9 protein-coding genes and 1 pseudogene are annotated in these 11,924 nt (G+C 67.8%); 6 read left to right on the forward strand and 4 right to left on the reverse strand.

The features are described from left to right. A pseudogene (locus V1318_RS18670) lies at window positions 1-188 on the forward strand (hypothetical protein); the annotation flags it as partial. A 170-nt stretch (window positions 189-358) separates the two neighbouring features. Here the strand turns inward: V1318_RS18670 and V1318_RS18675 are convergent. From V1318_RS18675 to V1318_RS18690, 4 genes are all read right to left on the reverse strand, one after another. Then, window positions 359-1,546 (reverse strand): ABC transporter permease, encoded by a 1,188-nt coding sequence (locus tag V1318_RS18675; protein ID WP_332941263.1) that lies wholly within the window; start codon window positions 1,544-1,546, stop codon window positions 359-361. After that, entirely contained in the window at window positions 1,543-2,289 is a 747-nt protein-coding gene (locus V1318_RS18680) for an ATP-binding cassette domain-containing protein (protein WP_332941264.1), read from the reverse strand. Before V1318_RS18680 ends, V1318_RS18675 begins: the two co-directional genes overlap by 4 nt. Window positions 2,290-2,394: 105 nt before the next feature. Next, the gene (locus V1318_RS18685; RefSeq protein ID WP_332941265.1) at window positions 2,395-3,912 is read right to left on the reverse strand and encodes an alpha/beta hydrolase; all 1,518 of its coding nucleotides are present in this window, start codon (window positions 3,910-3,912) and stop codon (window positions 2,395-2,397) included. 250 nt (window positions 3,913-4,162) lie between these two features. Beyond that, complete coding sequence (locus tag V1318_RS18690) at window positions 4,163-4,585, reverse strand: low affinity iron permease family protein (protein ID WP_332941266.1); 423 nt, start codon at window positions 4,583-4,585, stop codon at window positions 4,163-4,165. A gap of 327 nt (window positions 4,586-4,912) precedes the next feature. Here V1318_RS18690 and V1318_RS18695 point away from each other — a divergent pair, with 327 nt between their 5' ends. From V1318_RS18695 to V1318_RS18715, 5 genes are all read left to right on the forward strand, one after another. Next, window positions 4,913-5,893: a chromate resistance protein ChrB domain-containing protein gene (locus tag V1318_RS18695; protein WP_332941267.1), complete on the forward strand. Its 981-nt coding sequence runs from the start codon at window positions 4,913-4,915 to the stop codon at window positions 5,891-5,893. Then, the gene (locus V1318_RS18700) at window positions 5,890-6,552 is read left to right on the forward strand and encodes a ferric reductase-like transmembrane domain-containing protein (protein ID WP_332941268.1); all 663 of its coding nucleotides are present in this window, start codon (window positions 5,890-5,892) and stop codon (window positions 6,550-6,552) included. Before V1318_RS18695 ends, V1318_RS18700 begins: the two co-directional genes overlap by 4 nt. A 75-nt stretch (window positions 6,553-6,627) precedes the next feature. Beyond that, on the forward strand, window positions 6,628-9,837 hold the full coding sequence (locus tag V1318_RS18705; RefSeq protein WP_332941270.1) for a FlgD immunoglobulin-like domain containing protein: 3,210 nt from the start codon (window positions 6,628-6,630) through the stop codon (window positions 9,835-9,837). Window positions 9,838-9,893: 56 nt separating this feature from the next. Next, entirely contained in the window at window positions 9,894-10,745 is an 852-nt protein-coding gene (locus V1318_RS18710; RefSeq protein WP_332941271.1) for a hypothetical protein, read from the forward strand. After that, window positions 10,646-11,923 (forward strand): FlgD immunoglobulin-like domain containing protein, encoded by a 1,278-nt coding sequence (locus V1318_RS18715; RefSeq protein ID WP_332941272.1) that lies wholly within the window; start codon window positions 10,646-10,648, stop codon window positions 11,921-11,923. The genes V1318_RS18710 and V1318_RS18715 overlap by 100 nt, the downstream gene beginning before the upstream one ends. Window position 11,924: the final 1 nt, after the last annotated feature.

Consider the following 11,924-nt stretch of genomic DNA (forward strand, 5'->3'; position numbering starts at 1 on the left):
CCGGGATTTTTCGAATGGACATCCTTGTCCATTCGAAAAACGGCGCGCGTCCTGCGCGCCGCCCTTCGGGTCTACGGCTGCTCGCGTGGGTGCGGGGCTATGGGTTCCAATGCCGGGGCAACGGCAACGGCAACGGCAACAGCAACAGCAACGGCGACGGCGACGCGGCTACTGGTGCGCTGCCGTGAACGACGTCGGCCGTAGGATGTGGTGAGCCGCAGGCGAACCGCATCGTCGCGGGGTTACGGAACGCTGCGAGAGTACGGTTGCCGTTGCGGCTTCGGCCTTGTCATCGGTCGAGCCAAAACAAAAGCCCGGCGCGAGGCCGGGCTTTTGCGTACCTGCCGAGCCGAAAGGCTCAGCCCGAGATCGCCAAGCGCTCGTTGTGGTAACGGCGCACCGCGGCGAACCACAGCACCGCGGCCAGGGCGAAGCCGGCGGCCAGGTAGACCATCCACACCTGCGGCGCGATGAACTCGCCGCGGATCACCTTCAGCAGCAGCTGGTTCTGGGCCAGGAACGGCACGGTGAACTGCCACAGCTGGGTCTTGAGCGGATTCACCATCAAGATGACGGTCGGCACCATCGGCATCAGCATCAGCCAGGTCATGTGGCTCTGCGCTTCCTTGATGCTCTTGGCGCCCGCGGCCAGATAGGTCAGCAGGGCGGTGCCGATGAACAGCATCGGCAGCAGGATCAGCAGCATCTTGCCGATGGCCATGAAGCTCACGTCCAGCATCCGCGTGCTGCCGCTGCCCATCTGCGCGCTGAGCTTGAACGCCAGCAAGGTCAGCAACAGCGAGGTGAAGCCCAGCACGCAGGCCGCCGCGATCTTGCCGCTGACGATGGAGCCGCGCGAGGCCGGCGTGGCCAGCAGCGGTTCCAGCGACTGGCGTTCGCGCTCGCCCGCGGTGGCGTCCAGGATCAGGGCGGCGCCGCCGATGAAGGACGAGAAGATCAGCAGGTAGGGCAGCATGAAGGACAGCATCAGGCCGCGCTTGGCTTCCGGCGTGGCCAGGTCGCGGGTGCCGATGTTGACCGGCCGCGCGATGGTCGGCGACAGGCCGCGCGCGAGCAGGCGCAGGGCGCCGACCTGTTGGCTGTAGCTCTCCAGGGCGTTGCGCAGGCGCGCGCTGGGGATCTCGGCGTCGCGGCGGGTCGTGTCCTGCACGATCTCCACCTGCGCCGGCTGTCCCTCCTTCCACTGCTTGCCGTACTCGGCGCCGATCTGCAGGGCGACGTCGACGTCCTGGCGCGCGATCGCCTGGTCCAGGTCGGCCGGCGGCTGGGTCGCGACGATGCCGCGCGTGGCCAGGTAGGCGATCAGGTTGGGCGCGCGTTCGGCGCCGAGCACCGGCACCTCCAGGGTCTTGTCGAGCTGGGTCTTGGCGCGCTTTTCGGCCAACGAGCCCATGCCCAGCATCAGCACCGGGTACAGCAGCGGGCCCAGCAGCAGGGCCAGGGCGAGGGTGCGGCGGTCGCGGCCGATATCGCGCAATTCCTTGCGCACCACGGCCCAGATGGCGGAGAACCAGGAAGTCTTCATGCGTGCAGGCCCTCGTCGCTGCCGATCGCGCGCACGAAGGCGTCCTCGAGATTGGATTCGCCGGTCTGCGCGCGCAACTCGTCGGCGGTGCCGGAGGCGACCACCTTGCCCTTGGCCACGATCACGATGCGATCGCAGAGCGCGGCCACCTCCTGCATGATGTGGCTGGAGAAGATCACGCAACGGCCTTCGTCGCGCAGCTGCTTGAGGAAGCCGCGCATCGCGCGCGTGGTCATCACGTCCAGGCCGTTGGTGGGTTCGTCCAGGATCACGTTGCGCGGGTCGTGGATCAGGGCGCGCGCGATCGCGGTCTTGGTGCGCTGGCCCTGCGAGAAGCCTTCGGTCTGGCGGTCGAGGATGTCGCCCATGTCCAATGCCGCGGCCAGGGTGCGCGTGCGCTCGGCGATCGCCGAGCGCGACATGCCGTGCAGCTCGCCGAAGTAGGCGATGTTCTCGCGCGCGGTCAGGCGCTTGTACACGCCGCGCGCGTCGGGCAGCACGCCCAGCGCGCGCCGCACGGTGGCCGGATCGCGGCGCGCATCGACGCCGTCGACCTGGATGTCGCCGCGGTCGGGCTGCATCAGGGTGTAGAGCATGCGCAGGGTGGTGGTCTTGCCGGCGCCGTTGGGACCGAGCAGGCCGGTGATCTGGCCGTCGCGGGCTTCGAAATCGACGCCCTCGACGGCGTGGACCACGCCGGTCTTGGTCTTGAAACTCTTGTGCAGATCGTTAGCGATGATCATGGCTTCGCCCGGGATTGGGGAGTAGGGATTCGGGATTCGCAAAAGCGGAGAGGATCGAGGGAGGGCTTCTACGAATCCCCAATCCCCAATCTCCAATCCCGGCCTTCACGGCTCCCACCCATTGAACGAGACGAACGGCGGCACGTAGCCCAGCGAGTCCAGGCACTTGGCGTCGAGCTGCTTGGCGTCGGCGCTTTCCAGGAACTGGCCCAGCAGCTTGGGCATGCAGCCGGAGGCGAAGCTGCCGTGGCCCTGGCCGCGCAGCACCAGGTGGCGGCCGTTGGGCAGGCCCTTGAGCACCTGCTCGCCGTAGCGCGGCGGCGTCACCGGGTCGAACTCGCCCGACAGCAGCAGGGTCGGCAGCGCCGACTTGAACGGTGCGTGGAAATCGGCCGGGCGCTTGCCGGTCGGCCAGGCCTTGCACTGCGCGACCAGCACCGTGGACAGATCGCCGCCCATCACCGTGTCGGCGTCGGCCGGATCCTCCTTCAGCAGGTCCGCGTCCTCGGCGCAGATCACCGACAGCTGCATGCCGTGCATGATCTGCTCGCTGACCTGGCCCTGGATCATCTGCGCCAGCGACATCAGCGGCGCGTAGCGGCCTTGGTCGGCCTCGTTGAGCACCAACGGCAGCAGCGACGCGGCCTGCGGGGCGTAGGCGAACATGCGGGTGAGGCCGGCGACCGCGCCGGCGGTGGCCTTGTCGCGCTTGAGCTCGCCGGTGGTCGGGTCGCGGTACTCGACCTCGACCGGATGCTCCTTCAGGCGCGCCATCAGCTTGCGCAGCTGTTCGCGCGGATCGTCGCCGAAGCGCTGGCGACAGGCCGGCGTCTTGCGGCATTGCTCGAACTGCAGGGCCAGCGAGGCATCCAGATTGCGTGCGTGCTCGGAACCCAGCACCAGCTCGTTGGGGACCACGCCGTCGATCACCACCGCGCGGGTGTGCTGCGGATAACGCAGCGCGTACTGCTGCGCCACCCGGGTGCCGTAGGAACCGCCGACGACGTCGATCTTGACCGCGCCCAGGGCGGCACGCACGCTGTCCAGATCGCGTACCGCGTCGCTGGTCGTGTAATAGCGCGGATCGGCCTGCAACTTGGCCGCGCAGTCGCCGGCGAACTTGACCGCGGCCTCGACGCCGCCGTTGTCGTCCTCCATCACCGCGCTCTCGCCCTTGGCGTTGCGGCAGATCAGCGGGTTCGACTCGCCGGTGCCGCGCTGGTCGATCAGCACCACGTGGCGATGCTTGCGCACTTCGCGGAAGGCCGAGTCCATCATCGGCCAGACTTCGGTCGCGGCTTGGCCGGGACCGCCGGCGAGGAAGAACACCGGGTCGGCGGCGATGTCGGATTCGTTGGTGGCCGGCAGCCAGGCGATGTTGAGCTGGACCTGCCGGCCCTTGGGCAGCGCCGGGTTCTCCGGCACGGCGTAGCGCGCGCACTGCGCGGCGATGCTGTCGGCCGCGAACGGGCTGGCCAGCGTGCAGGGCCGGAAGGCGATCCTGCCGTACAGGCGCTGACCGGCGCCGGCCTGGGCCGGATCCTCCGCGGCCGGGCCCTGGCCGCAGCCGGCCAACAGCAGGGCGGCCGCGAGCGCGGCCGTCAAAGTCTGGGTGATACGCATGGATCCCTCTCGTCCTAAGGCGATGCGCCTTCAGGATGACAGACTGGAGCGGGCGGAAAAATGTGACCGAGGGGCATTGCGGTCCGGTCGAACCCGACTTTGGATACGAGCGGCCCGCGCCGCGACCGCGAAATCCGTTCGCCGGCGCCTGCCGCGCGCCGGCTCTGCGAGGTTGGCGATGCGATCTGCGGTGCCCCGCGATCGCGGCTTACGCCGCCCCCACGGGGAGGCCGCGCCGCGTCGTCCGGCATTACATATCCGGTCCCGCAGCCGCGCGGGGATCGTCGATCTCATCGCTCTCGCCGCCTTCGCGCGCGGACTTGGCCAGCGCCTGATAGCGGTTGCGGTAGCGGTCCAGCGCGATCTCGTCCAGTTCCTCCAGGTCCAGCAGCGCGTTGTGGGCGTCGCGAGTGGCCCGGATCAGCTCGTCGAGTTTGATCTGCATGGCCTCGGTGTCGCGGTTCTGGGTGTTCTGGATCAGGAACACCATCAGGAAGGTGATGATGGTGGTGCCGGTGTTGATCACCAACTGCCAGGTGTCGCTGAAATCGAACAAGGGCCCGGACGCCAGCCAGACCAGGACCAGGCCGGTGGCGAGAGCGAAGCACAAGGGCCGCCCGGTGAAGCGGGAGGCTGCCTTGGCGATACGGGTGAAACCGCTGCGCATGCTCATGGCGGATACCGCTGCTGGGAAGCGGCCATGGTGGGGCGGGCCATGTCGAGCCCGAGTGCAGGGACGCAGGGCAAGCACGGACTGGCGCAAAGCGGGCAAGACCGTCCCGGCCCCGCCAACAATCTGAATCGGGTGTGATACTGTCCGCGAAATCGACGGTACCCGAAGGTGGGCTGCGATCCGCTCGGCGGGTCGGGGCGGTCCGGTCGGACTCGTGCCTGTCGAACGATTTACCTAGTACTCGGCGGTCTGGACGATAGCTGACAGGAAAAGCACAGGATGTGGCAGCGCGCATGCGGCGGTGGTTGGCTACGGCCGACAATGATGATGTTGGCGATTGCGATGCTGGGCGGCTGCAGCGCGCCCGCGCAACCGCTGCCCCCGGTGGTGACGGACTATGGCCTGGGCCCCGACAAATGGGCCACGGCATGGTTGATGGCCCGCCATGCCGAGCCTGGGGCCGAACTGGTCGTGGTGCCGCAGGGCCAAGCCCTGCCGAAGGGCGTCGCATTCGACGTGCCGTCCTCGCCGCTGAGGCGCGAGCGCGATCATGCCGCGTTCCAGGCCGTGATCGACCATTATCGATTGACCGACCCGGCGCTGGCGCGGATGGCGCAGATCGTCCGCGACATCGAGGTCAACTATTGGGGAGCGCCCGACACCGCGGAATCGCCCGCGATCGAGCACGCGTTCCGCGAGCTGCAGCAACGCCACGGACGTTACTCGGTGGCGCCCGCGTGCTACCTCGCGTTCTTCGACAAGATCTACGCGCGGCTGCGATCCTCGCCGGAAGCCGCCCCGACGCTGGACGCCGATGCCTTGCACGTGGATTGCCATGCATTGGCCAGCCAACAGGCGCAGGGCCCCCTGGTGCCCGAACTGTCGATCGCGACGCTCATGGCGGAGATGAAAGCCGGCCGCACCGTACGCTTCGTCGACGTGCGTGAACCCGAGGAGTTCGTCGAGTCGCATATCCCCGGGGCGCTGAACATCCAACTGCGATCGCTGGACGAGGGCGCTCTCGCCAAGCTGCGCGGCGCCGACTACGTCGTGAGCTACTGCATCAAGGATTTTCGCGGGTTCGAGATGGCGCGGTCCTTGCGCGATGCGGGAATTCCCAACGCCGTGATTCTCAACCCGTACGGCACCAAGGGCTGGATCGCCGAAGGGCTGCCGACGACGGGGGCGAAGGCCCTGGCGGCGGACGAGGCGCGCAACCGGCTGGGCGAATGCGTGAGGTCGCCCGAGACCTGCAAGGCGGCCTGGCAGCCGTCGCCGGCCAAGGCGATGCGGGAGGCGAGCAAATGAGCGCGGTCCTGCCGACGAACCGCGTTCGCGCGCTGGCATTGCTGTCGCTGTGCTGCGCGCCGGTGATCGTCTGGACCATGACGGTCAACGACCCCATGGCTTATGTCCGGTGGGGCGGGCTGCCTCCGGGCCAGCAGTGGTACCTGGCCGCGAAGCTGGCCGGCCTGCTCGGGTTCTGCCTGTTCTGGGCGCAGTGCGTGCTCGCGCTCGCGCGGCATGTCGCACCGCTATCGAAATGGTTCGCCGGCGACATGCGTTGGCATCGCAAGCTGGGCCTCGTCACCGCCTCGCTGGTGCTTGCGCACGTGGTCCTGTTCGTCGTGGCGGCATCGCTCAGGACGGGACAGCCCGCCTGGGATCTGTTGCTGCCGGATTTCACGCACGGATACTACCGATCCCGCATCGCGCTGGGCGCGGCGGCGCTGTGGCTGCTCTGCCTGACCGTCTTCGCGGGATGGAGGACGATGCGCGGCGCCAAGCGCTGGAAGCTCGTCCACCTGTTGTGGCCCGTCGTATTCGGCCTGGCGTTCTGGCATGCCTTCACCATCGGCACCGAATCGCGCTATGGCGCGATGCGCGGCGTGATGCTGGTTCTGCTGGCCGCCATCATCGTCATCGCAGCGCTGCGAAGTTGGCGGGCGCTGCGCCGGAACGCGTGAGCTTGTTGGGACGGTAGGAAATCGGATTTCAACCGCAGGCGGACCGGGGTCCGCCTCATCGCAAAGGAAACGCGCATGACGGCCGAGACGAATCATCGCAGCGGGACTGCGTTGGACGCGAAACTGAGCCGACGTCGATTCGTGATCGTGGCGACCGTCGTGCTCCTGTTCGCCGCACTGCTGAACGTATCCGCGACGCGGGGCGCGGACGACGAACTGCAGCTGTATCCATTGTCGGCCGCGAACTATGGGCGGGTATTGCGCGTGTCCGGCCTCGCCGAGCCGGGCCAGCGTGTCCGCATCGAAGTCGATGGCGCGGCCGCGGGCAGGACGGTTGCGAACGAGAGCGGCGACTTCGTGGTCCTGCTCACGCCGTCGCGGGGCGAGCATCTGGTGCAGGCCGTCGAGGACGGCAAGCACCTGTATCCGGCGCGTTCGGATGTCTTTCGCATTCGCCATGATCCACCGCCCGAGCTCGGCCCCATGCGTGCGCAGCGCGCGGCGGTATCGGGCGAGGTCAGCGCGGCTACCGCGGCGCCCGCGATCGACCCGCCGGCGGCGACCAGCACGACCAATCCGGCGACGCTGACGGGCACCGCCCCGGCCGGCTCGGAGGTCAGTCTCTTCGTGAACGGCCGATACACCCGCAAGTTCCTGGCCACGACGGGTGGGACGTTCTCGGCATGGGTGCCGCTGGAGGACGGCCCCAACAGCATTTACGCGATCGCGGACGACGGCTCGGGCGCGAGTCCGGCCTCCAATACCGTGGAGATCGCTTATACGAACAGCCTGCCGCGCAGCTACGGCGCGACCACGATCAGCACGCCGACCGTATGGACGGCAGGCGACGGAACGCCCTATACCCTGAGCGGCGATCTGGTGATATCGGCCACAGGCGCGCTGTGGGTGCAGCCGGGCGTGACCGTGCAGATCGCCGGCAACTACAAGATCAAGGTCGAGACCAACGGCGAACTGGCGCTGCGCGGCACGTCCGGCGCGCACGTCCGTTTACGCCCGGCCACGACCGCATGCACCGATACCACGCCGCGCCGCAGCGACTGGCAGGGCATCGAGGTGCTCGGCGGGGTTCCCGCCAATGCGTTCGGCCGCGCATCGGCCGAATACGCCGATATCTACTGCGCCAGCATCGGCGTCTCGTTCAACGGCGGCACGGGATCCTTGCGGGACTCCCGCTTCCTCAACAGCTCCAGCGGCATCAGCACCCGCGCGGCGACGGCCGCGGCCCTGATCGCCCCGCTGATCGCAGGCGGCAACACGCTGCAGGGCAATACCTACGGCGTGTATGTCGACATCAACAGCCGGCCGTCGATCAGCGGCGGCAATCTGATCTCGGCGAACAATTACGGAATTCTCGTCGATGGTGGGAGCGTCGGTCAGGATCCGCGGCCGATCGTCAACGGCAACAGCTTGTACGGAAATTCGGTCAGCAACTACTACGCGCAATCGTTCGGCGATGGGGCCGGCATCGTGCTCGACGCGCGCGGCAACTGGTGGGGTTCGACCGATCCCTCCGCCATCGCCGCGACGATCCGCGATCGAAAAAACAGTACATCGGCGCCCTATGTCGATTTCTCCGGCTACCTGGGCGGCGCGGGTGGGACACCCGCGTCGACCGACGTTCCGCTGGTCGGGCCCATCAACGCCGACGCCACCCTGGCGCCCGGCAGCTATCTGATGATGGGCGACGTCACCGTGCCGGCCGGTGTTACCTGGACGCTGGCGCCGGGCGCGACGATCCGCTCGGTGGCCGGACGCAGGATCCGCGTGTCGGGAACCTTGCTTGCAATCGGCAGCCCGTCCCAGCGCGTGCACTTCACCTCGGCCAATCCCTTTCCCGCGAAGGGCGATTGGTACGGCATCGAGATCATGGCCAATGCGGTTGCGCAGATCGATCGCGCGCGTATCGAGTACGCGGTGACGGGCGTGGACTTCAACGGCGGCCAGGGTACGGTGTCGCGGTCGCTGATTCGCTTCTGTACCTATGGCGTTTACGCGCAGGCCGGCGGACATCCCACGATCCATCAGGGCAATCAGATCTCCCACAACGACTACGGAATCTATGCCTACAACGCCTTGCCGGTCGTCAATGGCAACGCCTTGTTCTCCAACGCGCCATACAACTACTACACCCGCGGGTTCTCGACCCCGAAGCCGACCCTGGACGCCATCGGCAACTGGTGGGGAATCGCGACCGAGGCCGGCATCGCCGCCACCCTCTATACCGCAGGCACTTCGTCGACCACGGTCGACACCTCGGGCTATCTGCTATCGGAGCCTTTCGTGCCGGCCATGGTGTTGAGCGGATTCTCGATGAGCAGGCAGCAGGTTCGGCCGCTCATCGCTCCGGCGCCGGCGGAAGGCGTGTTCACGCTCAACCGCGGCGGCAACGTGACTTTCCGCGTGATGCGCGATGCCGACGGCGCGACCGTGCGGCAATGGACGCAAACCTATGCCGAGGCGGGGCAATACGCGTTCCAGTGGGACGGCCTCAACGACCAGGGCACCTCGGCCATGGGCGGACTCCATCGCATGCATTTGACCGCGACGGACGGCTTGGACCCGTATGTATTCGACGTGCGGATGCCCACGACGGTGATCGCGCCCAGCGGCAGCCTGAGCGGCGGCTTCAACCCTTACCTGAACGAGTTCTACAAGGCTTACCTGACCTATTCGCAATCGTCGCTCGCGTCCTTGCTGGTCACGCCGCAGGGAGGCACGCCGTTCTACGCGTTCCAGGGTGTCCATTATCCGGCCGGCAGTCATTGGGTCCATTGGAACGGCCGTGGCCCCGACGGCACGCTCGTCACCGCAACGACCGCCACCTTCGCGACCGACGCGCAGGTGATGCGGGCCAACGGCGTCTATGTCTTCGAGCCCGCGATCGCCATCACCGGGACCGGCGCGGCTCCCAATATCGAGGTCAAATCCAATCCCTACCTGGTGACCCACAGCTTCGATCAGGCATCGAGCATCGTCTATCGCATCGATGCCGATGCCGTCGTGCGCGTTGCGATGCTGCCGCCGGGGATCGTCGATCCATCGCATGCTTCGGCCATCGTCCTGCTCAACGACGTCGCGCAAAGCGCGCGCGACGGCAACGGCCTGCCGATCGATCACACGGTGGTGTGGCAGGGCTTCAACGACAGCGACCCGAACGGCGTGCTGGTGGCGGCCGATGGCGCCTACACCTTCGTGATCGAGGCCACCCTGCCGGCGACCGGGCGCAAGACCGTCTATCGCGGCGTTCTAAGCATGGTGCAGTGATGGGGCGGACCAGCACACGGGCGGTCCCGTCGCGGCGGATGCTGTGCGCGGCGGCGTTGTCGCTGTCGTTACTGCTGGGCGGATGCCAATCGGCGCCCGCCGATGCGCCGATCGCCTTCCTCGCGCAGCGCGACGGCTTGTGGCAGGCCTGGTGGATCGAGCGCGCCGGCGCGCAGCCCAAGCCGCTGTCGAAGGCGACGGAAGACGTGATTCGGCTGTCTTGGTATCCCAACGGGCGCGAGCTGTTGTTGAACCTCCAGGACGGCAGCCTGGCGAAGCTCGATACCGCCACCGGCCGCATGACCAAGCTCGATTTCCCGGTCGCGGGCGTGGCCGATGCGGTGATCTCGCCCGATGGCCGACGCATCGCGTACTCGATCAGCATGGTCGACAGCGGCGACCGCAACGACCTGTGGACCTACGACCTCGGAACCCGCGAACGCCTCAAGCTGACGACGATGCCCGGCCTGCAGCACGACCCGGTCTGGAGCCCGGACGGCAAGACGATCTATTTCCTCTCGGCCGGCGGTCCGCAGGCGCACGACCTGTGGCAGGTCGACCTGGCCACCGGCAGCACGGAGCAGCTGACGGTGAATGCCTTGTATCACTTCGACCCGGCGGTCCGCGCGGACGGTCTGATCGCCTATTCCGGCAACGAAGGCGGCGACTACGACCTGTGGACGATGAAACCGGGCAAGGCCCCGCAGCGGCTGACCGAGGACGCTGCGCTCGATGCGCGCCCCAGCTGGTCGCCGGACGGACGGGCGCTGGTCTTCGAATCGACTCGCGACGGCGGCACGCACCAGTTGTGGCGCATGGATCCCGGCACCCGTCAGGCGACGCGTCTGACCCGTCAGCCCGGCGGCGCACGCATGCCGGTCTGGGCGCCGGCGGGGGCGCGGCCATGATCCGGTCGCGGGCGATGAGCGCGCGCGTACGGCCGATGTGCTTGGCACTGGCGCTGGCCTGCGTGGCCGGATGCGAGAAAGAGGCGCCGGCGGGAGGATCGACCTCGCAAGCCCAGCCTGCCGTCGTGATCGCGCAGGTACGCACGGATCGTCTGGCATTCGATCCGGCCAAATCCGAATCGGTCTCGATCAGGTTCAACCTGAGCGAGACGGCCGATGTGACGCTCTCCATCCACGACGGGCGCGACCACCGGGTATTCCAGCGCCACGCCAAGGCCTTGGCCGCGGGCGATCGGGCGCTGAGCTGGAATGGCCTGGACGAGCGGGGCACGCCGGTGCCCGCCGAGGCCTACAGCTACACCTTGACCGCGCGCACGGCCAAGGGCAGCAGCACGCACGATCTGACCGACCTGACCGGCGGGCAGCGCATCGAGGCGCGCGACGTTCGCTGGGATCCGGCCGCCGGCACCATCGGCTATTACCTGGACAAACCGGCGCGGGTCAATCTGCGGATGGGACTGGAGGACGGCCCCTACCTGCGCACCGTGGTGGACTGGGTGCCGCGCCAAGCCGGCGCGCACGCCGAACGCTGGGACGGGCGGGATGCCTCCGGCGTGCTCGACCTAGCCGGGAATCCGGCCCTCAAGCCGGTCGTGGCCGCATACACCTTGCCCGACAACGTGCTCTTCGTCGGCGGGCCGCCGCAGGCGATCCGGTTCGTCGCCGAGCAGGGCAACCCGGCTACGCGCGAAAGACGGGCCATCGTTCGCAAGCAGATCGGCAACAGCGCCCAGCAGCCGTTGGACACGCGCGGCGATGTGCGCGCGCGATTGGTCCCGATCGGCGATTACGCGCGCGACGATCAAGGGCGCTGGATCGTGAGCGGCGCGGTGCCGTTTCGCGTGGACGTCGCCGATTCCGATCGCGAACGCGTGGTCCAACGGCGCTTCGAGGCCGTCTATTACGTCGATGGCGTCTTCACCTACGAGAACGAACTGGGCTATCTGCCGATGACCTGGACCTGGGACACCAGCGCGTTCAATCCCGGCGAGCACTTCGTCACCCTCAATATTCGCGGCTACGAAGGCAATTTCGGCGCCGCCACCGTCAAGGTATTGGTGATGCCGGGCAAGCCCGGCCGCACGCAGCAGACCGGCACTCCGGTCGAAGGGAAGTGAG

It is taken from the genome of Lysobacter sp. CCNWLW3 (assembly GCF_036697405.1).
Taxonomy (GTDB): Bacteria; Pseudomonadota; Gammaproteobacteria; order Xanthomonadales; family Xanthomonadaceae; genus Lysobacter.